The organism is Massilia brevitalea, from assembly GCF_030711405.1.
Lineage (GTDB): Bacteria > Pseudomonadota > Gammaproteobacteria > Burkholderiales > Burkholderiaceae_D > Telluria > Telluria brevitalea.
In genome coordinates, this window is the sequence record NZ_JAULSI010000011.1 from 113862 (window position 1) to 138715 (window position 24854).

Genomic DNA, 24854 nt, shown 5'->3' on the forward strand with positions numbered 1-24854 from the left:
ACAGACGCAAAAAAGGCCACCTCGCGGTGGCCTTCCGATCGAGCGGCCGACTGGCCACGCAACTGCGCTCAATAACGGTTCGGATTGTTCGGACGCGCATCGTGACGGTTCGGCACGCCATCGCCGTCGCGGTCACGGCGCGGGGATCCGCGGTCGTTGTTCTGCCAGCCGCCACGCTCCAGATACCAGCCATTCCGGTCGCGGCGCCATTCGGCGCGCTGGTAGATGTAACCCGGACGCACTTTCTCGTAGTGGCCCTTCACCCAGGTGTAGCGGTTGCCCGACCAGTTCCAGTAACCCGGCACCCATTCGAAACCGCGGCGTGCTGCCGGCACAGCTTCGCGGCGCGGCGCAGGCGGCGCCTTCTTCACGATGATGACCTCGGTACGGCCATGTGGCTGGTAGGCTTGTGCCGGGCTGAGGGCTGCGGTGCTGATCAGGACGGCTGCTGCGGTCAAGAGGATTCGTTTCATGGTAGTGCTCCTTTTGTTTCGGTGTGAGATCACTATAGCCAAAGCTTCCTACGCACAGTAGTACTGATGCAAGTGCTTACAATCGAAACAATTCCGACAGGGAACGTAACGGTAGCGTAACGGACAGTCCGCCATTTGTAACAGCGCAGGCCTTTCCGAGCCTGGAAATGCAAACAGCCGGCATCGGCCGGCTGTTCTTGTTCGCGTCACCTCGTGCTTCGTGGGTCCATGCCCACGACGCCGGTAACACTTCCTGCAGGAGATTAGTCCAATTTCCAGGCGTAATCGACCTTGGTGGTGGTCTGGGCTGGCGAACCGTCCTTGGTGCCCGGCTTGAACTTGCAAGCCGACAGGCCTTTCTGGGCTGCCTTGTCCAGGCCTTTGAAACCGCTCGATTTTTCCAGCTTCGAATCGACGACGCTACCGTCGGCGCCGACCACGAAGCTCATCGAGGTCACGCCCTGCTCTTCATTCATCAGGGACGCTTTCGGGTATTCGACCTTGCACTTGGACGGGTCGAAGGAAGCAGGCACTTCAGCAGCGAAAGCCGAGCCGGCGATCGAAGCGAAAACGAGGGTGACAATGGCGCTCAGGTAAGGCTTTTTCATAATTAGTATTCCCAAAAAGTGAGTTAATGTGCCGCTGACTGCTTGCGGTCTTTCAGTGTGTCCGGCAAGGTCGCCGTAATCAGAATTCTTCCCATTCATCGTTGCCCGCTGCAACCGGCGCCTTCTTCGGCTTGGCTGCGGCCGGCTTGGCCGCTTTGGCCGGTGCCGCCGCTGCCACCGGCTTCTTCAGCGCCGGACGTGCAGCACGGACGGCCGGAGCGCGCACCGCAGGCACGCTGGCCGCTGGCGCCGGGGCCAGTGCAGCGCCCTCTTCGCCTTCGACCAGCTTGAAGATGCTGACCACGCGCGCCAGTTCGCCCGCCTGGTCCTGCAGGCTCTGGGCCGCAGCCGCCGCTTCTTCGACCAGCGCCGCGTTCTGCTGGGTCATGCTGTCCATCTCGATGATCGACATGTTGACTTGTTCGATGCCGGCGCTCTGCTCGGCGCTGGCGTTGGCGATCTCGCCCATGATGTCGGTCACGCGTTTCACGCTCGCCACCACTTCGTCCATCGTCACGCCGGCCTGGCCGACCAGCTTGCTGCCGCGCTCGACCTTCTCGACGGAGTCGCCGATCAGGGTCTTGATTTCTTTTGCCGCCGCAGCCGAACGCTGGGCCAGGTTGCGCACTTCGGATGCCACGACCGCGAAGCCGCGGCCCTGTTCGCCGGCACGGGCCGCTTCGACTGCCGCGTTCAGCGCCAGGATGTTGGTCTGGAAGGCGATGCCATCGATGACGCCGATGATGTCGGCGATCTTGCTGGCCGAACTATTGATCTCGCCCATGGTGCCGACCACTTGCGACACCACATCGCCGCCCTTGCGGGCCACGTCCGAGGCGCTGGCCGCGAGGTGGTTCGCTTCACGAGCGTGCTCGGCGTTCTGGCGCACGGTGGTGGTCAGGGTTTCCATGGCCGAGGCGGTTTTTTCCAGCGAGCTGGCCTGCAGTTCGGTACGCGACGACAGGTCGATGTTGCCGGCGGCAATTTCACGCGAGGCGGTGCCGATGGTCTCGGTGCCGCGGCGCACCTGGCCGACGATCTTGACCAGGCTGTTGCGCATTTCGCTCATTTCCGACAGCAGGCTGCCCTTGTCGGCGGTGCTGGTGTCGATGTCGATGGCCAGGTTGCCATGGGCGATGCTGCCGGCAATCCTGGTGGTGTAGTCAGGCTCGCCGCCCAGCTGCTTGATCAGACCGCGGGTGATGAACCAGGCGGCGGCCACGCCCATGACGACGGCCACGACCAGCATGATGACCATGAAGTTGCGGGCATTCACGAAGGCGGCTTCGGCATCGGCCTGGCTCTGGGCGCTTTGCTTGTCTTCCAGCTGCACCAGCTTGTCCAGCGCTTCGGTCCACTTCTTCTGGACCGGACGCACTTCCTTCACCATCACGCGGGTCGCGTTCATGGCGTCGTTGGCGAGGTACAGTTCCGAGGCCTTGGCAATTGCCGGCAGGGCGGCGGCTTCATGCTGCTTGACTTCGGCCAGCAGGGCTTTCTCGGCGTCGCTGCCGTTGGCCGCGAAAATCTGGCTGACCTTGGTTTGCGCTTCGGTGTACTTGGCGGACTGGTCCTTGAACTTCTTGAGTTCCGGTTCCATGTCGGCAGGGTCGGCCATCAGGGTCAGCACGCGCAGCGATGCCAGGCGGTCCTGCACGTTGTTGCGCATCTCGATGACCATGCGGCTCGAAACATTGTTCACGCTAACGACGTGATCGAGGCGATCCTGGATCTGGCCCATGCGCAGCACGCCGACCACGGTCACTACCACCAGCAACACCAGCACCAGGGCAAACCCCAGCCCCAAGCGCATACCGACTTTCATGTTCGATAAATTCATTTCGCCTTCCCTATTCTGTTATTCAGATTTGCCTGGAACCAGTGTGCCCGCGTGATGTGCCAGTCGCAGACTTCCTTCATGGAAACTGTTTCCGAAAGGATAAATCAAATCGTACGGCGTCACATGGAAATTTATGCATATACAAGAAACACGCCTCGGAGCGCTTCTTCAACAAATCTTCGTTTGCTACCAGCGAAATTATGGATTGGGTCTTGCCCCAGAGCAAGCATGGCCTTGAGCTGTCTACACAAATCGACGTTTCCGTGTAGCAAATTTCCTACATCTGGCAAGAATATTACGTAGTTTCTTGTTAATAACATCATTGCTATTCTCTTATGGAACCATATATATCCCCGTAGAAACTTTTCCAAATGGCCGGGCGTCCCTGCCAATACAACTACCCGTCTGCCCGATACGCCAGCACAATGCAGGCGCGTAAACGCAAAAACGGCGCCTTGGAGCGCCGCCTTCCCGATACTGGTCCTGCTGCCCGCCTGCCTGGCCGGGCGCTGCCTCGCTACAGGCTGCGAATCCCGGCCGCCGCCTCGAGCAACAACTGCGGGTCGGCCTTGGCCAGCTGCTTCGGGTCTGACAGCATCTGGCGGAAGGCGCGTGCGCCCGGCAGCCCGGCGGTCAGGCCCAGCATGTGGCGCGTGACGCTGTTCAGCTTCATGCCGTACTGCCCATAGCGCGCCAGCTGGTCCGCGATATACGGCACCATCGCCGCCAGCACTTCGGCGCGGGTCTTCGCGGGCACGTCGTCGCCATAGAAACGCGCGTCCCAGTCGGCCATCAGGAAAGGATTGTGATAAGCCTCGCGCCCCAGCATGACGCCGTCCACGTGCTGCAGGTGCAGCGCGATCTCGTCGTTCGTCTTGATGCCGCCGTTGATCAGGATTTCCAGCTCCGGAAAGTCGCGCTTGAGCTGGTAGGCCACCTCGTAGCGCAGCGGCGGAATCTCGCGGTTTTCCTTTGGAGACAGGCCCTTCAGGATGGCGTTGCGTGCGTGGACGATGAAGGTGCAGCAGCCGGCATTGGCAATCGTACCGACGAAGTCGCGCACGAAACCGTATTCCTCGTTCTTGTCGATGCCGATGCGGTGCTTGACGGTGACGTCGATCGTCACCGCATCGCGCATCGCCTTCACGCAATCGGCCACCAGCTGCGGCTCGTTCATCAGGCAGGCGCCAAAGGCCCCTTTTTGCACACGCTCGGACGGGCAGCCGCAGTTCAGGTTGATCTCGTCGTAGCCCCACTCCTGGCCCAGCTTCGCGCTCTTGGCCAGGTCGGCCGGCTCGCTGCCGCCCAGCTGCAGGGCGACCGGGTGCTCGATGTCGTCGTAGCGCAGGTGGCGCTCGACGTCGCCATAGACCAGGGCGCCGGTGGTGACCATCTCGGTGTAGAGCCAGGTGTGTTTCGTGATCTGGCGGTGGAAGACGCGGCAGTGGCGGTCGGTCCAGTCCATCATCGGGGCCACACTTAGCAACCTCTTGTTTTTAATAGTATTTTTGTCGTTAATTTGGGTCATGTGCAGCATTCAGTGCACACGTAGTGCACACGGGGTAAATAATTCGTCCATAATTCGGGCATAACTCAACACACACAGATTGCACACGATGGCTACGTTCACAAAATTACCTAGCGGAAAATGGCGGGCACAGGTACGTCGACAGGGGATGTATCGGAACGAGACGTTCACCCGGAAGCGCGATGCGGAATCATGGGCGAAACAAGTTGAAATTCAAGCGGAACATATAGTTGCAAGCGGATACCAGCCAGTACCCGAGGGTTACAGCGTAGCCGATCTGATAGATGGGTATGCCCTAGAGTGTAACATGGGCGGTCGAACGAAACAGGCGACCCACGCTATGCTACGCCGCGAGCTTGGCAACATCCCATTGAAGCGTATTAACAGCATCCACTTGCGCGACTTCATCGATAAGAGGCTTGCTGCCGGGGCCGGAGGCGTGACCATCGCCGCCGACTTATCGTTCTTCGGTGCCATTCTCAAGTGGGGGAAACATTCACGCCGGATGGACTTACCTACCGACCTCGCCCTTAACGCACGGCGCGACCTAACTGCCCGGAATGTACGCACCCGTAGCAAAGAACGCGACCGTGAACCTACGCCCGCAGAGCTTGAACAACTTTTTGCCCACTGGCGAGATAACAACCGCCAGAAGATTCCGATGGCAACCCTGTGCGCTTTCGCCCTTGCTACATCCATGCGACAAGATGAAATCTGCTCCATCAACATCGAGGACGTAGATGTAGCCAAGCGCACCGTCATCATCCGGGACAGGAAAGACCCCAAGAACAAGGAAGGCAACCACCAGACCGTTCCGCTACTTCCCGCCGCGTGGGCTATCGTTGAATCGGCTCTACAGCTTCGTAAGGTTGGCCGCGTCTTCCCGTACCAAGCTTCCAGCGTAAGCACCGCCTTTACACGTGCATGTACAAAGCTAAAGATTGTCGATCTGCGCTTTCATGACCTTCGCCACAAGGCGACCACTGACCTGTTCAGCGTAGGGCTGACAATCCCACAGGTTGCGCTGCTCACCGGTCACAAAACGTGGACACAGTTGAAGCGTTATACGCACACGAAGCCAGCAGACGTACACGCGGCCCTGTTGGCACTGACAGGCACGAAGCCGGGTGCAGCATGACTACCGAGATCAGTCGAGACGACCCGTCCGAAATCGACAAATGGACGCGTGATTACTACCGCATTCAGGACGAAAGCACCGATGCATTCCTGATTCGCAATGGCTTCCTTGACGACACTCCCGCTGGGCTTGTTAAACGTTTGTACATGGGCTTAGCTTGGATCGAACCGCAGGTAACGGCCCACACCCGGCCTCTGATTGACGAAATCAAATCGATCCTGGCCCGATATGAGCAAGGTAGATTGGTCGAGACAGCCGAACATTGGCAACCGGGCAAGACGCTGCACCTGCCTCTGCACGAATCACCAGCCTGTGTGGTGTTACCCCCGCCACTAACCGAAGTCGATACCCTACAGTTGAAAAAGGGAGAGACGTTATTCGAACAGGCGCGAACGCTCCACAGGCTGCAACCGACACTCGACGCGCAGCAACAGTTTAAGGAGGCACAGAGCAAGAAGGCATCCATCCCCCGGAAGTTATCCGAGGCCGCATGCGTGAACATTGCAAAACACTACTGGGACAGCAAGCGCGACGGGACGGCTTACGGCGTAGTGAAGATGCTGGCAAACCGCTATGAAGTGAGTACGACAACGATCAACGCTGTAGTTCGGAAGTACAAACCAGCCTCAATTGACAAGTAGCCGGGCTGCACATCATTGCTCCTTTACAGTCCAGTCCTCACTAACAACACGGAGGACTGAAATGCAAACTAACACCCTTACCCACACCCCGAGCATTGCGCACCTAGCGCAGCTTGTTGACTGCCTAGACGAAGATGCCTTTGCCAAGCTCGCCGGGGTAAAGAAATCGACCCTTGAGGCATGGCGCAAACGCGGCCAAGGGCCAGAGTACGCACTACTCGGCTGCAACTACTTATACCCTATCGCCGCAGTGCGTAACCACGTTGCCGGACTAGTTAAGCCCCGCTCTACCATCGACTCGAAGAAGGTTTTGATGTGAGCGTAAGCTGGAAAAGCGACCGGATAGCCAAGAAAACTGACGCGCCTACTTCTTAATTTCATCCGGGTAAAATTCGCCCGAAGCACTGTCAAACGCCCCCGGCCTGCAATGGGCGATTCCCCCCGGTTTGTGTGCGATAGCCGAACAAAATAAAATTGTAAAAACGCTTGACTTTTACAAACTTCTTGACTTATTACAGGTGATCTGTTATAATTGTAGTCAGTGGAGAGGAACGTTCTCCGCATCCCGCCGTTGAAACACAACTCCCCGGTAAAAATTTAATCATCCTATCAACTTGGAGGTATCCCTATGCTTAATGAAAATCAATCCCCGCAATTTGGCGGAAAACTTAAAACAGCACCCTACTACGAAGCTGTGGCGTCTATTATCCGCGTCCTGCGCCCGTACTCGACGCTACGTACTATCTCGAATCATTTGAATTCAGTCGGCCTAAAAACGCCGTCTGACCTGATTTGGAACCGCGAACGCTTGGCTAACTTCATGCGTTGCACTGCAATCTAATTACTCACTACTACAATCTAAAGGAACTAAAATGACCGACCAAACCGCCGTACTTACAACCGATCTGCCAGTAGCAGCCCCAGCAGCACCAAGCCGCCCGGCCTCAATGTCACTAATTGGAACTATGATTCCGACCCTGCATAAACTAGTAGCCGCCGCACGCCAAGGGTACATTTGCACCGACCTACAAATTTACGGGCACACCGGGCAAATTATGGTAAATCTGGAGCGAGGCAACCCCGACGCAGACCTTGTAGAAGCCCTGCAAGCTGATATGGCTGACGTGCTGGAAGCAGAACGCATTCAGAAAGAAAAGGCCATTGAAGACGCCGCTATTCGCCTCGTTGCCGAACGCGAGAAAGCAGCCAAACAAGCCGAAATCGCCGCTGCCATTGCCGAGCAAGAAAAAACGCTTCGTGCCCTAAAGCGTCAGCAAGTAGCCGCCGCGTAATACCCGCCTCATACCGCTACCCGGTATCGGGTACGCACCAAACGGCCATTCCCGGCCACCGCAGTAAATCAAAACCAGACGCTAATAATAGTCGTATCGCCCGATAGGGATTGTTACGCCCGTTTTACGTCTGGAAATTAACGTAAAGGAAACAAAATGAATAGCAGCACCATAAAAACGGAAGCGCGGATGAGTCCACAGACCATCCCGAACACGAACCGGCAACGCGTTGTATCGAAAGATGGGACGGTACTGTTTCGTCAATATTGCTTCATGCCACAAGCCTCTTGGGATTCTTTGCAAAGGTTATGCCACGCATCGAACCAATCTGGTAGCCAAGTAATTCAACAATTAATCGCAATAGCCGATCTAGGCACGCAAAAGGACAAAACAAATGAACCACGCAACACCTGAAATCAAAACCTCGCCAAAGAATGCAGTCAATAATTACGCCCGGTACTTATCGTCACTTTCGCTTTGCGTAGACTACGCCGTGCATCCGCCGCAAATGTTCTTTTCGAATACGAAGCAATGTGCTTCTATCGAAACTATCACGGCGAAGTGGCCTAAGTGGGCAAAGGATAATAACGTCTTTATTGACGATTCGGAGCCATACGCCGACTTTAAAGCGAAGCTGCAAACCCGTGTCAAAGCCAAGCTACCGCAAGTGTACGGCTGTGCTTTCAAGCCCGTCAATGCCCGGTTCTTCGAAGCGCAAGAGGGCGTGTTGAAGGCGAACACGTTCGTGCCGTTCCTGCCGCCGCTGGCCCCTGACGCCCCGCAAGTGCTGACGGAGTACTTCGAACGCCTCTTCCCGAACGAAGACGACCGCCGCCACGTTCTGCAAGTCCTGGGCCACGCATTTCAGTTCCCGCTAGTCCGCCCGGCACATGCGTTAATGATTACAGGCGTGCAAGGTAACGGTAAGTCGACCCTGCCGATTGTTTTGCGAAAGGCACTGGGCGATAGACACGTGTTTGACGATAACAGCTACAGCAGCGCATTCAAGGAATTCTCTGCCGACTTGCCTGATAATATGTTCGTTGTATTCGATGACGCAAAGGGCGACCGCAATACGCATAATCGCTTAAAGCTGGAAATCACGCGTAGAAGCCAATCCGTCAACGTCAAGTACCAGACGCACCCGGAACTCCGCGAAGTGTATGCCCGTGTAATCGTTTTGAGTAATAGCCGCACGCCGCTAGTAATGGATAATTGCCGTCGATTTTACGCTACCGAGTTTTCTACGCATACGAACATGCATAACCCGGAAGGCGATAAGGCAAACACTGACGCGTTCTTCTCTCGCTTCTTTGCATGGCTCCAAGAGCCGGAAGCCGCCGCCCAGTTGCGTCAATTCTTTTTGAACATCGAACTTCAAGGAGATAAGCCGTTCAACGCGTTCAGCATTCCGCAAACGCCGACCTTGTTATCAATGATTGACGCTGGCCGTAGTGCACTTGCAACGCTAATCGAAAGCTATCTTGCCGATAAGCCGTGTTTCCACATGAACCAGCTATTCTCGTACCTGAAAGTGAATAACTTGCAACACCCGAATCTTGAAGCGGTAACTAAGGTTCTAAAGGAAGTGGGCTACGTCGAGAAACGCCGGATTGTCGAAGGTTGCGGCCCGGATCAAATTTACATTTGGGTTCCGCCAGCACCCGCAGGACAGAAAAGAACCCGATCCGTAACAGAAGAGGAAGCCGCCGAAATCGCTGCTGCACTGACTTATTGAAAAAGATAATGCAGACAAAATGCAGGGATAATGCAGAGATAATGCAAATCCACAAAAAGCTGAAAGCCCGTGTTTATGCGGGTCTTCGGCGGTTTGATTGCCATAATGCAGATAATGCAGAATTTAAAACAAGCTTCTACTTCTATGTAATGCACAAATTTCGAAGAAAGGTACAACAACACATGGCATATCAGACGCCTGAACAACTTGCGGAAGCAAAGCTTCTCCCACTAGGTTTTACCCTCGTCAATCGTACACTACTACCGTTCAGCTTTACCGATAAAGACGGCGTAGCTTTTAACGCAATGGCAGATTTTTACCACGCCGGGCTTGATTTGTGGGTTGAAATAAAATGCGACCATTTGAACGGAAAGACAAGCAAGGCTAACGCGGAAAAAGCATACAATCGACTTGAACCCGACAAGCTCCGCAAGTACCCGACCTTTTGCCAAATCCAGAATCAATGGAACCACGCCGCACCGAAACAGGCAATCGTGCAATCGACCATCGGTTCTCCGCAGTTTGCAATCGTCTTCACGAAGACGCCTGACGCCGAAACAATGGGCCGGATCACCAAGCAAGGCATTCATGCCTACAGCCTTGCCCGGTTTGCCAGCATGATCGACCTACAGTTGGAATGCGTGGCCTAGTCAGTCGTCAGCCGCCCAAATCCCAGCCGTAAGCGTAGCAGCCGTTGCGCTCAATTCTTCGGTAGGAATGCGGCCTTCAAGCCCTTTCCTGATGACGAGGAACTGAGCAATGATGTTCCCCGCACTCTTGACCTGTGCCCGCTCAAGTGTATCGTTACCGATTGCCGCCTCGATGTATTCGTGCACGCTTACGTTTGCCATGTTATCTCCGATTATTTTTAAAGCTCAAACAAAGTTTAATGTTCTACTGTACTCACTGAAGAGTTTGCAGCAGGTTAGGTCATTCCTTACCGCAATCGAAGGGGCATTAAGCACACTTCCAAGCCCATCAGCTACCAACTGTGTGTCGCTAAGCGACATTCCGTATGCAGTTCCGAAGACAGGCCGGGTTTTCTCGGCGATGATTGGATTGTCGCCGAGGAGAAGGCGGATATTCAATTTGTGGTAAGCGAATCCAAGGAAAACGATTCGCGACGCCGTTTCCATCAAGCTTCGAATCGCCATAATTTCACTGATTCGATCATCGGTTCCTTCGGTAAAGGTTTTTATGCCGCGAATCACCTTCAATAGTTGTTGGGGAGTCGGGACCTCTCCGAACGCAACTATCTCGTTATCACTGCGTTTCGCAGTGTCCCAATTTAGTGTTCCAACAGTGCCGTATGGATGATAGATTTCCACCTTTGAGACAATTTCTGATGCGACTTCCTCGGCTACCTTGTATATCGCCATAACAGCGTGCATAAGAAACTGCTCGATGCATCGGTCATAATTAAAGACGATGAACGCCACTCGCCCTAGTCGATCACGTAGTTTATTCAGATTACAGTCCTCGCTCAGGAACTGTACAAAAGGGGTCAGCCATGAATCCGCGCATTTGCTGAAGTCGTACCGTCCCTGACTGAGAGATTTTCGTAATGTACTACCGGCCTCCGCAGCCAAGATTGCCCTAGCGATAGCGAGCTTGCCGCAGAGTTCAATTGCTTCGTCGCTGTTGTGATTGTTCAGGTAATTGTCAATCGACAATGTAAGTGGCAAGGCATGTGCGATATCGCCCGCTGCACGTACTGTTTTTTGCAGTTCGAATTCGGAACGTCCCCAAGAGGCAGCAATTCGAAGAGCGTCAAAAATTTCATTGTTTTTAATTCTAGGCTGATCCCAAGGTTCATGCGGCTGAATTTTGAGCATGCTACTAATTTGCTCTTTCAACTTTGCACCTACTGGAAGCCCCATTTCAAAGCTTGCCCCAGCGCCTACAACAAACACAGTTTTGCCATTAGCCATTCAACGTTCGTCCGTTAGAATTAGTTAGGAGGTGAAGCAGCCGTTACCGCTTTATGCTTTATTAGCAGATGCTAAAGCCTGTATCGACTTTCTCGCCCCCTCAAGCTTTTTGCGGCGCTCCATATCCTCAATTTTGGCGTCGAGAATAATTTCGATTCCTACTTTTACCGCCGGAAATGCAGCAAGGCATTCTTTTTCTGATAGCTCGTGAATTCCTTTGCTGAGAATCCCGTACATTACACGGTTCTCAACCAGAAAATCAGGCAGGTGTCTCCGCAGCATTTGAATTTTGTCGGTCATACGGGCCGTCTGATACGTGTCGTCATCCCAGTCTGCACCAGTGTCTAGCTTGGCGGCTTCAGATTTTGCTGCCTGATGGGCTTCCTCGACCAGATTTTCAAAAATTCTTCGAAGATAAACGAATGATCCGATGCCGACACCGTGAGCCGCAAGACCTATTGCCCTTTTTAGCTCTTGAAACGTCTCTTTTGCAAGCACGCCACCGTACTTCCTTACGTCATACATGCTCAGTTCGGCAAGAGAAGGGTATTGCCCGATTTTCTGCATTGTCCGTTTTACGTTATCGACCTTTGTCGTGAAAATCATCCGATGGGACGGATTACGACCACAAGTAAATGCAGCATCAAACCGGTCCATCATGAGCCAATCTGCCGCCGTGTGTACTGCTTTTGCAGCGAGGTAACGTGTGAATATGCTGTGACTGTTGCAGCCTGAGCAGTATGCGTCAATTGGCCCCTTGCAATTGAAGATTGCCATAGCCTCCTTATCCTCGCCCTTCCCGAATGTAATCTCTTCATACAGCGGAGTGTCGATGAAGTACTCGCTTGGGGTTGGCGGAGGCGAAGCGGGTGCGGGGTTTGTCATAATTAGTGGCCGACTTTTGGTAAGACGGTCATTCTATCAACTTCATGCACGCTGTTGCAGAGCAGCTTTCCGAGTCCAACAAGGCATACATTTCAGACGTTCTCGTTTGCTCATCGTTTGCCCCGTGGCCTGCAGTCCAACAAGTATGCTTATCGACTTTCTATACAAATTCTTGAAAGTCCTATATACTTGTCGGACACATTCAGACAGGGAGCGGGAAATGAGCAACGGTCAAACGGTAGGATATGTTCGCGTGAGTTCGGTAGGCCAGAACACCGCTCGCCAGCTTGACGGCCTGACGCTGGATCAAGTCTTCACCGACAAATGCAGCGGGAGCGATACCGACCGTCCAGCATTGAAGGCGATGCTTGCCCACGTTCGCAAAGGCGATACCGTAGTAGTCCACGAAATCAGCCGCCTTGCACGTAACACGGCTGACCTGCTTGCACTGGTCAAGCAACTGACCGACAAGGGCGTAGCGATCACGTTCCAGAAAGAAGGGCTGAACTTCACGGGCGACAAGGCCAACGCTATGAATCAGATGCTTCTGACCATGCTGGGCGCTGTCTCCGCCTTTGAGCTTGCGATGATTAACGAACGTCGGGCCGAAGGCCAAGCCAAAGCCCGCGAAGCCGGGAAGCACATGGGACGCCATGCCAAGCTCACCGCCGACCAAGTAGCCAACCTTTGCAAGCGTGCCGAAGCTGGCGAAAGCAAGGTTGAACTTGCCAAAGAATTCGGCATCAGCCGGGCCACTCTCTACGCCGCTATCAAAGCCGCCGCCTGAGCCTCCTACAGCCCCGCCACGGGGCGAACGGCTGAGCCGTGCGGCAAAGTACTTGCAGATATTTCGCCAGCCCTACGGCCGTTCTACAGCGTGCCGTTTTCCGTATTAACAACCGCAGTCGAAACCTGAGATTTGCCCGTTTGCCCTAGATATCTTGCCTAGCGGTGCGGCCTAGTTCGCCACTCCGTTTTCTGTATTAACAACCGAAGCAGAAACTTGGGGTTTTCCGACTCCGGCCTGTCGCAGATACTTTTCGGTTACGCCGTCTCAATCGCCTGCTTAGACCATAATGCCGATTTTATTTTTCGTAGGTTTTCTGCTGCGCGCTTTTTTAGCCCTATGTGCAAGCTCAACAGATGCACACCATTTGCACACGAACCTGCTGAAAGTCGCATGGATGCTACACTTTACGTCCAGTCCATCATGGGAGCGACCGACAGGCGGCGGCCCGGCACCTGCGCGGGGATTGTTTCGAGAGTCATGTGGGGAAAACGAATGGAGACGCCGAGATGCCGGCGTCAGGGTCCGGTATTGTACACAGCTATGGTATCGGATGCTGCGGCCGGTTCAGTCCCAATACCCGGTTTGTGCGACGAGTTCGAGGTAGTCCTCGCGGGTCACGCCGACGATGATCTTGTCGTGGTATTGCCCATCGCGGAAATACCAGCGCCTGCGTACGCCCTCTTCTTTCCAGCCGCATTTCTCCAGGTAGAACCGGATCGAACGGTGGTTATACGCGATCATGTCGCCGTCGAGACGGTTCAGGCCGAGCTCCATGAAGGCATACCGCATGATCGCGAAGACGGTATCGCGGGCATACCCGCGGCCGCGCAGGTTTGGCTCACCGATCATCATGCCATGGAATGCCGTCCTGTTCTTCCAGTCGATATTGACGAGATTGGCCGTGCCGATGATGCCTTCGTCCGGCGTTTCGATGCACAGGACGTGATCGGTGAGATTCGCGTCCTTGCGCGACCGGATCCACTCTTCGGTCGAACGGCTGGAGAAGGGAAAGTGCCATCCGCCCAGCATATTCCACACCTCGGGATCGTTGCTCCAGCGGTGCAGCCTTGGCATGTCCTCGGATTCCGGCGCGCGCAGCTTGACGATTTTTCCGTAGATATTCACGTGTACTCCTGGATGCTTGCGTTCTAAGTGATTGCGTCAGCGGTTGATGAATTGCGTGCAGAGCGCAACAATGCGCGCCATATCGGTTTCGGCATAGCGCTGGTCGCACGGCAGCGGCAGCAGCTGCCGCACGAGGCGCTCTTCGGTACTGCCGGAAGCGGCATGTTCCACGACATCGGGCCAGTAGGTGGCAACGAAAATGCGCTGCGAAATCAGCCACGCGCGCAGTCCTTCCGCATCGACCAGCAGCGGATAACACATCGGCCCGTCGACATGCGCCGGATCGAGCGCAAGCCGGTTCAGGTGGCCGAGCCGCCCGTGCAGGTAGCGGAAATTCCGGCTCCTGCGCTCCCGCACCGCGGCGAAGTCGACGCTCGCGAGGATACGCGAGGTCAGCTGCGACATCCGACGCGGTTCCATATCCGCCAGCGACGCTTCGCCGCGCACGTAGGTTTGATAACCGGATTCCGGCGACGCCGCCAGGCGTTCCAGCAGCGCCTCCGCACGCTGCCCGGAGAGCTGATCCTGGACAGGGGGTGCTTCCAGGGGCAGGCCGGTGACGATCAGTCCCCCGTCCGGCACACCGAAAAACTTCCGTGGCGAGTAGATGACGGCAAGGCAGGGCCGTGGCGGCGAGTAGAACGCCTGGCAATGATCCAGCACGACCTGCCCGGGATTGAATTGCGTCAACAAGCGCGTGACGACATCGCCGCACACGCCGAAATAATCGACGTAATACAACCAGTCGGCAGCGTGCAGGTCGATGGCGGTGACGACCTCGAACCCTTCGTCGATCGCGTATGGCACGGCCTCGACGCCGGCCTCGCGCAAGGCGGCGTACATCGAATCGCAGAGATAGCGCGGCATCCACACGCGCTTGGGCTTGCCGACCCTGAGCAGGGCCAGGAAGGCCGACCGCGCCGACTGGTAGCGATGTGCCTGTGGAAAGGGAAGCGCACGGGGCGGCGGCAGCTCGAGTTCGAAATAGCCGCCGATGGCGTTCTCGCTCACGCCGCCCTCCCCGCCTGGACCAGCTCGCGTACGGCGCGTGCGTCGTTGAACATCAGCGCATCGAGTATCGACAGGCCCGGCTGGAATTCGCCGGCAAATTGCCTGTATGGGTGCAGGCAGGGGTCAACGAAATGCAGCCTGACCCCGGCGGCGGAAAACGCTTCTTCGCTGTAGAGTGCGCGGCCACCGGGCGGATTGAAATAGTCGCTCGCCTGTTCTCGCTGGCAGATATCCAGCACGCGCTGCGCACCCGACAATTCATCGTTGCCGTAGATGGCCGACGACTCGATGAATTGCGTGTCCAGTCCTGCATACGCGCACACCGTGTGCACGCTGGTGCGTGCGATGGCGGCAATCGAGGATTCTCCGGAATCGAGCGTCGCCTGGAGCAGATCGTTTGCGGCCTTGAAGTAAGGTGCCTTCGAATACGAATGCCGTACGCTTTCCAGCATTTTTTTCTTCCACAATGCGCCAGGCTGCACGTCGATCTGCCTGATCTTCAGGAATGGGCTTGCGCCGGAAAGCGGAATGGTGAAATAACGCACCGCACCGTTCAGACAGAGCCGGTTGCGGTTGATCCAGCCATGCTTGATGAAATTCACGTCATCATAAAAGACGAACTTGTCGACCGACGCCGCAAGCTGGAAATACCCTATGTATGGAAACAGATAGGGTTGCATGATGGCGAGTCTCACCAGGCGCTTCCTGCAATGACATCGACCACGCGGCGGACGCCTTCATCCGGCAGGTTCGGATAGATCGGCAGGCACAGGACCTGGCGCGCCATGCTGGCCGCCACCGGCAAGTTGCCCGGCTGCGCAGACGGCATGCCGCGGTACATGGGAAAATCGGTGATCAGCGGGTAGAAATAGCGCCGGGCATAAATGCCGTGCGTTTTCAACTTGTCATACAGGGCGTCCCGGTCGAGCGCATGGCCGGGTTCGACGAGAATCGGGAAATACGCGTAATTCGACACGGTTTGCCCGGCGTCGGCCAGGCACCGTATGCCGGGAACCTGCGCCAGCATCTCCCTGTACATGCGGTCGATTTCCGCGCGGCGCGCAATGGCCCGGTCGACGCTCTTGAGCTGGAGCATGCCGAACGCAGCATTAATTTCGCTCATCTTGCCGTTGATGCCAGGCGCGACGACCGTCAATTCATCGACAAAACCAAAATTCTTCAGGTGATCGATGCGCGTCTTCGTCTTGGCATCGGGGCAGACGATGGCGCCGCCCTCGAAGGTATTGAAGACCTTGGTGGCGTGAAAGCTCAGGACCGACAAATCACCATGCTTGAGCACGCTTCCATCATGGCGTTGCACACCGAATGCGTGGGCGGCATCGTAGATGACCTTCAGATTGTAGTTGTCCGCAATTTTTTGAATCGCGTCGACATCGCACGGGTTGCCGTAGCAATGGACAGGCATGATCGCCGTGGTTTGCGGCGTAATGGCGGCCTCGATTTTCGCGGGGTCGAGATTCAGCGTTGCGGGATGGATGTCGACGAACACGGGTTTGATGCCGTTCCAGAGCAGCGAATGCGCCGTTGCGACGAACGAATACGGGGTCGTGATGACCTCGCCGGTCACCCGCATGGCCTGCAATGCGGTGACCAGCGCAATGGTCCCATTGCTGAACAAGGCAAGATGGTCGACGCCAAGGTATTCGCACAAGGCACGCTCGAGCTGCTGGTGAAACGGACCGCCATTCGTCAGGATCTTGTTTTCCCAGATCTGCTCCAGGTAAGGAACGAAATCTTCCAGGGGAGGGAGAGACGGCTGGGTGACGTAGATGGGTGTCTTGTCGTTCATGATGATTTTTCCGCGCCACGTGCCAAGGGAACCGGGATTATCGCTGGTATTGCCTTATAGCTATAAGGAGAGCAGGAAGGAGAAACACGGTCAATTCGCTGCGCACCGTGCGCTTCATTCCGGGCAGCCGCAGCCAGCTCAGCGGCCAGCTCGGCAACCAGTTCGGCGACCAGGCGGTCGACATGCTCGCGCCAGTCCGGCATCCGCAGGCCGAACGTGGCTTCGAACAAATGCGTGTCGAGGCGCGAATTGCGCGGGCGCGCGGCCGGCGCCGGCCAGTCACGGGTGGAGATCGGCAGTACCGATTCCGGCCCTGCTTTCAGTGCGGCGCCGCAGGCGAGCGCCTGGGCCAGCAGGTGCCGCGCGTAGCCGTGCCAGGTCGTCGCGCCGGCCGCCGCGAGATGATAGGTGCCGGACAGGGCACTCGCTGCCGGGCCCGCATCGCGCAGGGTATGTAGCGCCAGCGCGGTGGCGTCGGCGATCAGGCCGGCGCCGGTCGGCGCGCCATGCTGGTCGGCGACGACCGTGAGGCTGTCGCGTTCCTGCGCCAGGCGCAGCATGGTTTTGGCGAAATTGCTCCCACGTGCAGAGAAGACCCAGCTGGTCCGCAAGATCAGGTGGCGTGCGCCGCTGGCGCGGATACGCTCTTCGCCCTCGCACTTGGTGCGGCCATAGACGGACAAGGGCTTGGTCGCGTCGCCCTCGACATACGCGCCCTCTTTCGCGCCATCGAATACATAGTCGGTCGAGTAATGCACGAGCCAGGCGCCTCGTGCTGCAGCCTCCTCGGCCAGCACGCCCGGGGCCAGCGCATTGACACGGTGCGCCGTGGCGGCGTCGCTCTCCGCCTTGTCGACGGCCGTATACGCGGCGGCATTGACGATCACGTCCGGGCCGAATGCGGCGATCGGCGCGCGCAGCGTTTCCGGATGCGCGAAGTCGGCGTCGGCACGGCCCAGCGCGCGCAAGCTGCCGAGCGGTGCGAGCGCGCGTTGCAGCTCCCAGCCGACCTGGCCGTCTTTTCCGAACAGGAGGATTTTCATGCCTGGATATTCATGTTCGTGGGTATCTTATCTGGCGTGTGCAGAGCCAACAGATGCCTGATTGCATCCGCTGTCTCCCTTCATCTAGAATAGCGGCAGCGACAGTTCGCCGCCCGATGCCTTGCGGCATGTGCCCTTCTCCCCACTTTATCGCGTACAACCATGAGCATTGTAATCATTAACTGGCGGGGGGGAGAAAACGATCCCTTCACCTATTTCAGCGCATGCATGAAGCAGGCGTTCGAACGCATGGGACGCCCGACGCACGTCATCAACCTCGACGATTCGTTCGGGCAAGCGATGGCTGCACTCGACGGCCAGGAAATCGATTTTGTCATCCTGTGGCAGGGTATCGGCCTGGACATCGGCGCGACCGACTCCGACCCCACCACCTTCTGGGACCGGCTGCAGGTGCCGGTACTGTGCTATCACGGCGACCATCCATGCCACATGCCGGGCAATCACAAGGCCATGTCGCCATGGGTGGAGCATATCTACAGCACGGCGTCGTTCGCCATGTTCGCGAACAGGTTCTTGCCGCGCAAGAGCCCTGCAAGCTTCTTTCCGCCACCTGTGTCGTTCACCGATGGCGTCAAAGGCCAATTCGACGGCGATTTCTTCGTGTTCCCCAAGAATGTCGACGATGTCGAGTCGACCCTGGCAGCCTGGCGCGCGGCGCCGGATCGCCCGGTCGCGCGCTTCCTGCTCGGCGGCGCCGATGCGATCATCGCTGAATTCCAGAACGGCAATCGCAACAGTCATCACGACATCACGACATCATCGACGGCATGCTCGATGCGGAGACGATGGCAATCCTGTGCGACGACCTCGAGAACGACGAGCTGGTAGTGCGCGTGCACCTGCACATGCTGCTCGACAAGATTCACCGCAATACGGTCTCCGAGCACGTCGTCAATGAGCTCGCCGATGTGCCGCTGAAGGTGTACGGGCGGGGCTGGGAGCGCTTCGAAGGCAGGCGCAACCCGCGTCACGAATTTCTCTCGTTCGACGCGATGTCGGACAATTCTTTCCAGTATGCGTCGCGCTACGGCATTCTCGATGCGGCGCCCATCCACGATTCCCTGCACGACCGCACCGTCCGCGCCATGGGCAACGGAGCAGGCTTCCTGATGGGGTCGGACTGGTCGTACGAGACCTTCCTTGGCAGCGATTACGGCAACCTGTTCTTCGACGGCAGCCCCGGCGCATTGCGTGCCCGGGCGGAGCGCGTCATGCAGTCGCCCGAGGATCACCGGGCGCTGTGCCGCGATTTCGCGCAACAATACAAGCGCAATTTCTCGCTCTTTAACTTCACCAAGTACTTCGAGGGAATGAGCGACATGATCAGGACCCGGGCCGGGGGCTGATCCGCCACGACGATGGCTATTCGAGGCCGTCGTCGATTGGCGCCGGCCGCTCTCCGATCTGCTGGCGCCACATCGCGTAATACAATCCCCTGATCTCGAGCAGCGCGCCATGCGTGCCGCTCTCGACGATCTGCCCCTTCTCCAGCACGAAAATCGTATCGGCGTGCATGACCGTCGAGAGCCTGTGCGCGATCAGGATCGTGATCTGGGTGGCGCGCGCGGAAATCTCGCGCACCGTGTTGGTGATCTGCTCCTCGGTCAGCGAATCCAGGGCCGAGGTCGCCTCGTCGAAGATGAGCAAGGCCGGCTGGCGCACCAGCGCACGCGCGATCGACAATCTCTGCTTCTCCCCGCCCGACAGTTTCATGCCGCGCTCGCCGATCATCGTGTCCAGGCCCTCGGGCGAACGCTCCAGCAGGTAGGCACACGAGGCCGCGCGCATCGCCGCCACGATCTCTTCGTCGCTGGCGTCGGGCGCCACGAAGCGGATGTTGTCGCGGATGGTGCCGGCGAACAGGTAGGTTTCCTGGGTCACGAAGCCGATCTGGCGCCGCACCCGGTTGTAGCGCAGCGCCGTGGTGGCCACGCCGTTGTAGAACACTTCGCCGGCGTTCGGCGTGTACAGGCCGACCAGCAGCTTCACCAGAGTCGACTTGCCCGAGCCCGAGGGGCCGACAAAGGCGATCGTCTGGCCGAGCCTGGCGTCGAAGGAGACGCCTCCCAGCGCGTCTTCCGGCGCGCCCTTGTGGCGGAAGCGCACGTCCTGGAAACGCAGCTCGCTAAGGGGGCCGATTTCGACCGGGTCGGGCGGGCGCCGCTCGATTGGCTTGTCGATCAGGTTCTTGAAGTTCAGCAGCGAGGCCTCGGCTTCGCGGTGCGCCAGAATGATGTTGCCCAGCTCCTGCAGCGGCGTGAAGATGGCCACCGAGATGAACTGCATGGCGATCAGCTCGCCGGTACTGAGCAGGTCGCGGAAGATCAGCCACAAGAGCGCGAACAGGATCGCCAGCCGCAGCAAACTCAGGGTCGAGCCCTGCAGGAACGATAGCAGGCGGATCCGCTTCACCTTCTGCATCTCGAGCGCGAAGATGGCGTCGGTCTGGCTGCGCAGGCGGCGGATTTCCGGGAAGGTCAGGCCCAGGCTCTTGATCAGCTCGATATTTCGCAGCGACTCGGTGATGAAGCCGGAATTGCGGTTGGTCTCGCGCACGATCGAGCGCTGCTGGGTCTTGATCTCGCGGCTCAACAGCCCGGTAAGCCCGCCCAGCACCACCACCCCGACCAGGAACACCGGCACCAGCAGCCAGTGCCTGGTCACCGCATACCAGATCAGGAAGCTCACACCTACCAGGGCTCCGAATACCGTGTTGATGAAGGTATTGATGAAGCGCTCGCTGTCGGCGCGCACCTTTTGCAGCAGGGCCAGCATCTCGCCGCTGCGCAGGTCCTCGAATTCCTGGAATTTCAGTCTCAGCAAGTGGCGCAGGCCGTCGTTGAAGATGGCCACGCCGAGCTTTTGCACGACCAGCCGGGTCACGTATTCCTGCAGCGCCTTGGCCAGGCGCGACAGCACCGCCACCAGCACCGCCAGGCCGAGCAGGCGCAGCACGCGCGAGACCAGCGCGGCGTCGTCGGGCCGGCGCCCGGTGACCCCGTCGATGATCTTGCCGAAGATGATGGGGTCGACCAGGGCCAGCACCTGGGCTATGCCGGCCAGCAGCAGGGCGAGCAGGCCCAGGCGCCAGTGCGGCTTGAGGTAAGTCCAGAGGATATGCATGGGTCCATCTTAACGGGCCCGTTCCAGGCGGCGCGCACTGATGAGCCCGCAAGCTGGCGGCAGGCAGGTCTGCCGGCGTTTGATATGGCTCAGTCGGGGCGGCGGCGCCCTCCCGTATCGTTTGGACTCGGCAGCCGTTTTCATCCGCTTTGCCACCGATCAACCTTCAGCGATAAAGCTCAACCGTCAACCATGAGGTCAATCATGCTGTTACGCAAATACCTGTACGCCCTGGCGCTCCTGCCGGCCCTGCTGGCGCCCCTGCACAGCCAGGCAGCACCGCTGTACACCGTCACCGCGCTGCCGACCGGTTTCAATTCCTGGGACATCAATAACCTCGGCCAGATCTCCGGCTTCGTCCAGAGCGAGCCTGGCGCCGCCACCTACGCGGCGCTGTACGCCGGCGGCACCATCACCGAACTGGGGGGCTTCGGCGGCAGCAGCGGCTTTGCGCGCGCGCTCAACGATGCCGGCCAGGTGATCGGCATCGCCTCCACGGCCTCGGGCGCATTCCGCAGCTTCCTGTACAGCGGCGGCAGCCTGATCGACCTTGGCGACGGGGTGAATGCCCAGAACATCAACGAGCGCGGCGACGTGGTCGGCCAGCTCAACATCGCCGGCGGCTATACCGGTTTCCTCTACCGCGGCGGCAGCATCACCCAGCTCGGCAACCTCGGCACCGGCGACGTCGGCGTCGCCTGGGACATCAACGACCATGGCAAGATCGTTGGCGAATCCAACATCAATCCCGAGCTGCATGCGCCCTTCCACCCCTTCCTCTACAAGAACGGCAAGCTGACCGACCTGGGCACCCTGGCCGACCGCGAAATCAATGGCGCGCGCGTCATCAACAATGCCGGCCGCATTGCCGGCTACAGCGAAGCCGAGGGCGGCGGCCAGCATGCCTTCATCTATGAAAACGGCGCCATGCGCGATGTCGGCTCCTTTGGCGGCCTGAACCTCGATGTATCCGACATCAACGAGCGCGGCGCCTTTGTCGGCAGCGCGTCCACCTGGGAAGGCCCGTCTGTCGGCTATATCTCCTTTGGCGGCGAGCTGATCGACCTGAACACCCTCATCGATCCGGCCTCGGGCTGGGTGATCGGCGGCGCATCGGGCATCAACGACCTCGGCCAGATCGTCGCCAGCGCCTGCCGCGACTTCGAGTGCAGCTCGGTGCGGCTGGACCTGGTGAGCGCGGTGCCGGAGCCGGCCATGGCGCTGATGCTGCTGCCGGGCGTGCTGGCGGTGGCGGGTGTGCGCCGGCGCCGTATGCGCAAGGGTGGGCGCTGACACAAAAGCTGCGGACGTAAAAAAACCCGCTGCAAGCAGCGGGTTCTTGAGCCGGGATGCGCCGGCACGGATGCGGACCTGGGTCCGCTTCCGATTACGCGCCTTCGCGCGATGCCTTCTTGCGCTCGTGTTCCTTCAGGTAACGCTTGCGCAGGCGGATCGATTTCGGGGTGATCTCGACCAGTTCGTCGTCCTCGATGAACTCGACAGCGTACTCGAGCGACATCTGGATCGGCGGCACCAGGCGCACGGCTTCGTCGGTACCCGACGAACGCACGTTGGTCAGCTGCTTGCCCTTGATCGGGTTAACGACCAGGTCGTTGTCGCGCGAGTGGATGCCGATGATCATGCCTTCGTACACCGGGTCGTTGTGCGACACGAACATACGGCCGCGGTCTTGCAGCTTCCAGATCGCGTAGGCAACAGCGGCGCCGTCGTCCTGCGAGATCAGCACGCCGTTACGGCGGCCAGCCATTTCGCCGCGGGTGTTGTCGACCGGCGCGTATTCGTGGAACACGTGGCTCATCAGGCCGGTGCCGCGGGTCAGGGTCATGAATTCGCCCTGGAAGCCGATCAGGCCACGGGCCGGGATCAGGTATTCCAGACGGACACGGCCTTTGCCATCCGATTCCATGTTTTGCAGGTCGCCACGGCGGCGGCCCAGTTCTTCCATCACGCCGCCCTGGTTTGCTTCTTCGACGTCGACGCTCAGGTTTTCGTACGGCTCTTGACGCACGCCGTCGACCATCTTGAAGACCACGCGTGGACGCGAGACGGCCAGCTCGAAGCCTTCGCGGCGCATGTTTTCGATCAGGATGGTCAGGTGCAGTTCGCCGCGGCCCGACACTTCGAAGATCGTATCGTCGTCGGTCGGCGCCACGCGCAGAGCAACGTTGGCTTTCAGTTCGCGCTCGAGGCGGTCACGCAGCTGGCGGCTGGTGACGAACTTGCCTTCGCGGCCGGCCAGCGGCGAGTTGTTGACCATGAAGTTCATGGTCAGGGTCGGTTCGTCGACGGTCAGCATCGGCAGCGCTTCCGGGGTGTCCGGTGCGCACACGGTCGAGCCGATACCGATTTCTTCGATACCGTTGATCAGGCAGATGTCGCCGGCGACGGCTTCGTCGACCAGCACGCGCTCCAGACCCTTGAAGTTCAGGACCTGGTTGATGCGGCCCTTGACCGGGGTGCCGTCTGGGCCGTTCATGACCACGACGTCCTGGCCGGTCTTGACGGTACCGCGGTTCACGCGGCCGATACCGATCTTGCCCACGTACGACGAGTAGTCGAGCGAGGTGATCTGCATCTGCAGCGGACCTTCCGGATTGTCGTCACGGACTGGCACGTGTTGCAGGATGGCGTCGAACAGCGGCTTCATGTCGCCGTCGCGGACGTCTTCGGTCAGGCCGGCGTAGCCGTTCAGGCCCGAGGCGTAGACGATCGGGAAGTCGAGCTGCTCGTCGTTGGCGCCCAGCTTGTCGAACAGTTCGAAGGTCTGGTTGATGGCCCAGTCGGCGCGCGCGCCCGGACGGTCGACCTTGTTGACGACGACGATCGGCTTCAGGCCCAGGGCCAGCGCCTTGCGGGTCACGAAGCGGGTCTGCGGCATCGGGCCTTCCTGCGCATCGACCAGCAGCAGCACCGAGTCGACCATCGACAGCACGCGCTCGACTTCACCGCCGAAGTCGGCGTGGCCTGGGGTGTCGACGATGTTGATGTGGGTGCCTTCGTATTCGACCGCGCAGTTCTTCGACAGAATGGTAATGCCGCGTTCTTTTTCGAGGTCGTTCGAGTCCATCACGCGGGTATCCACCGCCTGGTTTTCACGGAAGGTGCCGGACTGACGGAGCAGCTGGTCGACCAGGGTGGTCTTGCCGTGGTCAACGTGGGCGATGATTGCAATATTACGAATTGCGCGTTTGGTATTTGACATGTATTTTCAGCGTGATTTGCGTGATGATGCGGATGAACTCGCGGATGTGTCCGAGCCTGCCAATTTCGGAAACCGACTAGTATAGCACGTGAATGTGACGTTTCCAGGAAAAGTCCCGCCTTTTCAACGGCTTGCCGGGTTTGCAAGAGGAGTGCGGGGCTCAGTGAGCGGCAAGCCCCACCCTGCCTTTGGCCCGGAACTGAAGCAACGTAGAGGATGTGAAAAAATTGTCAGGGCAAGGCGCCGAGTCGAAGACAGTACGAGCGTACGGCGAGACGAGGCAACGCAGCCTTGGCGATTTTTTCACATCCTCGTAGGGTGGGCGCCCCGTGCCCACGCGTGAACGCGCCGCCGTGTTGGCCTGCTTTTCCCAAGATGCGGCCAGAACCGGGTGCCTGCCGATTGCGTAGGGTGGCCGGCTCCACCTTGGCGGGTGTGACGCCGCAACATGTACGCCGTCCACGCGTTCAAGCGGCTAAAGATAGCGTTCAGACCGTGCTTGCCCCGTTTGAACGCGTGGGCACAGGAGCGCCCNAACGCGCCGCCGTGTTGGCCTGCTTTTCCCAAGATGCGGCCAGAACCGGGTGCCTGCCGATTGCGTAGGGTGGCCGGCTCCACCTTGGCGGGTGTGACG

At 58.4% G+C, this 24854-nt stretch carries 24 protein-coding genes; 10 read left to right on the top strand and 14 right to left on the bottom strand.

The window, feature by feature from the left end:
• Positions 1-68 precede the first annotated feature (68 nt).
• The 4 genes from QWL29_RS09145 to dusA all read right to left on the bottom strand — a co-directional run bounded on the left by QWL29_RS09145 (position 69) and on the right by dusA (position 4449).
• A complete protein-coding gene (locus QWL29_RS09145) occupies positions 69-473 on the bottom strand; it encodes a hypothetical protein (RefSeq protein WP_305822578.1) in 405 nt (134 codons plus the stop codon).
• A gap of 263 nt (positions 474-736) precedes the next feature.
• A complete protein-coding gene (locus tag QWL29_RS09150) occupies positions 737-1081 on the bottom strand; it encodes an energy transducer TonB (RefSeq protein ID WP_305822579.1) in 345 nt (114 codons plus the stop codon).
• A gap of 79 nt (positions 1082-1160) precedes the next feature.
• A complete protein-coding gene (locus tag QWL29_RS09155) occupies positions 1161-2921 on the bottom strand; it encodes a methyl-accepting chemotaxis protein (protein ID WP_305822580.1) in 1761 nt (586 codons plus the stop codon).
• 517 nt (positions 2922-3438) lie between these two features.
• Positions 3439-4449, bottom strand: a complete 1011-nt coding sequence (gene dusA / locus QWL29_RS09160) for a tRNA dihydrouridine(20/20a) synthase DusA (protein ID WP_305822581.1) — start codon at positions 4447-4449, stop codon at positions 3439-3441.
• A gap of 307 nt (positions 4450-4756) precedes the next feature.
• On the opposite strand from dusA, the gene QWL29_RS09165 reads away from it, so the two are divergent.
• The 6 genes from QWL29_RS09165 to QWL29_RS09190 all read left to right on the top strand — a co-directional run bounded on the left by QWL29_RS09165 (position 4757) and on the right by QWL29_RS09190 (position 9908).
• The gene (locus QWL29_RS09165) at positions 4757-5587 is read left to right on the top strand and encodes a site-specific integrase (protein ID WP_305822582.1); all 831 of its coding nucleotides are present in this window, start codon (positions 4757-4759) and stop codon (positions 5585-5587) included.
• The gene (locus QWL29_RS09170; protein ID WP_305822583.1) at positions 5584-6228 is read left to right on the top strand and encodes a hypothetical protein; all 645 of its coding nucleotides are present in this window, start codon (positions 5584-5586) and stop codon (positions 6226-6228) included. The genes QWL29_RS09165 and QWL29_RS09170 overlap by 4 nt, the downstream gene beginning before the upstream one ends.
• A gap of 872 nt (positions 6229-7100) precedes the next feature.
• Positions 7101-7520, top strand: a complete 420-nt coding sequence (locus tag QWL29_RS09175; RefSeq protein ID WP_305822584.1) for a hypothetical protein — start codon at positions 7101-7103, stop codon at positions 7518-7520.
• A gap of 156 nt (positions 7521-7676) precedes the next feature.
• Complete coding sequence (locus QWL29_RS09180; RefSeq protein WP_305822585.1) at positions 7677-7934, top strand: hypothetical protein; 258 nt, start codon at positions 7677-7679, stop codon at positions 7932-7934.
• Positions 7915-9258, top strand: coding sequence for a primase-helicase family protein (locus tag QWL29_RS09185; protein WP_305822586.1), 1344 nt, complete (start codon positions 7915-7917; stop codon positions 9256-9258). The genes QWL29_RS09180 and QWL29_RS09185 overlap by 20 nt, the downstream gene beginning before the upstream one ends.
• Before the next feature lie 41 nt (positions 9259-9299).
• Entirely contained in the window at positions 9300-9908 is a 609-nt protein-coding gene (locus QWL29_RS09190) for a hypothetical protein (RefSeq protein ID WP_305822587.1), read from the top strand.
• Here QWL29_RS09190 and QWL29_RS09195 read toward each other — a convergent pair whose 3' ends face one another.
• The 3 genes from QWL29_RS09195 to QWL29_RS09205 are packed head-to-tail and all read right to left on the bottom strand — an operon-like array spanning position 9909 to position 12074.
• Positions 9909-10109, bottom strand: coding sequence for a hypothetical protein (locus tag QWL29_RS09195; RefSeq protein WP_305822588.1), 201 nt, complete (start codon positions 10107-10109; stop codon positions 9909-9911). It abuts the gene before it with no gap.
• 24 nt (positions 10110-10133) lie between these two features.
• The gene (locus tag QWL29_RS09200; protein WP_305822589.1) at positions 10134-11189 is read right to left on the bottom strand and encodes a hypothetical protein; all 1056 of its coding nucleotides are present in this window, start codon (positions 11187-11189) and stop codon (positions 10134-10136) included.
• A gap of 51 nt (positions 11190-11240) precedes the next feature.
• Positions 11241-12074, bottom strand: a complete 834-nt coding sequence (locus QWL29_RS09205) for a hypothetical protein (RefSeq protein WP_305822590.1) — start codon at positions 12072-12074, stop codon at positions 11241-11243.
• A gap of 220 nt (positions 12075-12294) precedes the next feature.
• Between QWL29_RS09205 and QWL29_RS09210 the strand changes: the two genes are divergently transcribed.
• Entirely contained in the window at positions 12295-12861 is a 567-nt protein-coding gene (locus tag QWL29_RS09210) for a recombinase family protein (RefSeq protein WP_305822591.1), read from the top strand.
• A gap of 567 nt (positions 12862-13428) precedes the next feature.
• Here QWL29_RS09210 and QWL29_RS09215 read toward each other — a convergent pair.
• From QWL29_RS09215 to rfbD, 5 genes are read right to left on the bottom strand one after another with little or no spacing between them, the layout of a single operon-like run.
• Positions 13429-13989, bottom strand: a complete 561-nt coding sequence (locus QWL29_RS09215; RefSeq protein WP_305822592.1) for a GNAT family N-acetyltransferase — start codon at positions 13987-13989, stop codon at positions 13429-13431.
• Positions 13990-14025: 36 nt separating this feature from the next.
• A complete protein-coding gene (locus QWL29_RS09220; protein ID WP_305822593.1) occupies positions 14026-15000 on the bottom strand; it encodes a hypothetical protein in 975 nt (324 codons plus the stop codon).
• On the bottom strand, positions 14997-15695 hold the full coding sequence (locus tag QWL29_RS09225) for a WbqC family protein (protein WP_305822594.1): 699 nt from the start codon (positions 15693-15695) through the stop codon (positions 14997-14999). Before QWL29_RS09225 ends, QWL29_RS09220 begins: the two co-directional genes overlap by 4 nt.
• Positions 15692-16810, bottom strand: a complete 1119-nt coding sequence (locus QWL29_RS09230) for a DegT/DnrJ/EryC1/StrS family aminotransferase (RefSeq protein ID WP_305822595.1) — start codon at positions 16808-16810, stop codon at positions 15692-15694. Before QWL29_RS09230 ends, QWL29_RS09225 begins: the two co-directional genes overlap by 4 nt.
• Complete coding sequence (gene rfbD, locus QWL29_RS09235; protein WP_308635165.1) at positions 16807-17853, bottom strand: dTDP-4-dehydrorhamnose reductase; 1047 nt, start codon at positions 17851-17853, stop codon at positions 16807-16809. The genes QWL29_RS09230 and rfbD overlap by 4 nt, the downstream gene beginning before the upstream one ends.
• A gap of 162 nt (positions 17854-18015) precedes the next feature.
• On the opposite strand from rfbD, the gene QWL29_RS09240 reads away from it, so the two are divergent.
• Both QWL29_RS09240 and QWL29_RS09245 read left to right on the top strand, forming a co-directional pair.
• Entirely contained in the window at positions 18016-18702 is a 687-nt protein-coding gene (locus tag QWL29_RS09240; RefSeq protein WP_305822596.1) for a hypothetical protein, read from the top strand.
• Entirely contained in the window at positions 18660-19220 is a 561-nt protein-coding gene (locus tag QWL29_RS09245) for a hypothetical protein (protein ID WP_305822597.1), read from the top strand. The genes QWL29_RS09240 and QWL29_RS09245 overlap by 43 nt, the downstream gene beginning before the upstream one ends.
• A 16-nt stretch (positions 19221-19236) precedes the next feature.
• Here QWL29_RS09245 and QWL29_RS09250 read toward each other — a convergent pair whose 3' ends face one another.
• Positions 19237-20997 carry an ABC transporter ATP-binding protein gene (locus QWL29_RS09250; RefSeq protein WP_305822598.1) on the bottom strand — a complete coding sequence of 587 codons (1761 nt, stop codon included), beginning with the start codon at positions 20995-20997 and terminating at the stop codon, positions 19237-19239.
• A gap of 204 nt (positions 20998-21201) precedes the next feature.
• Here QWL29_RS09250 and QWL29_RS09255 point away from each other — a divergent pair, with 204 nt between their 5' ends.
• Complete coding sequence (locus QWL29_RS09255) at positions 21202-22290, top strand: hypothetical protein (RefSeq protein ID WP_305822599.1); 1089 nt, start codon at positions 21202-21204, stop codon at positions 22288-22290.
• A 94-nt stretch (positions 22291-22384) separates the two neighbouring features.
• Here the strand turns inward: QWL29_RS09255 and typA are convergent, their stop codons facing one another.
• Positions 22385-24220: a translational GTPase TypA gene (gene typA, locus QWL29_RS09260; RefSeq protein ID WP_305822600.1), complete on the bottom strand. Its 1836-nt coding sequence runs from the start codon at positions 24218-24220 to the stop codon at positions 22385-22387.
• Positions 24221-24854 lie beyond the last annotated feature (634 nt).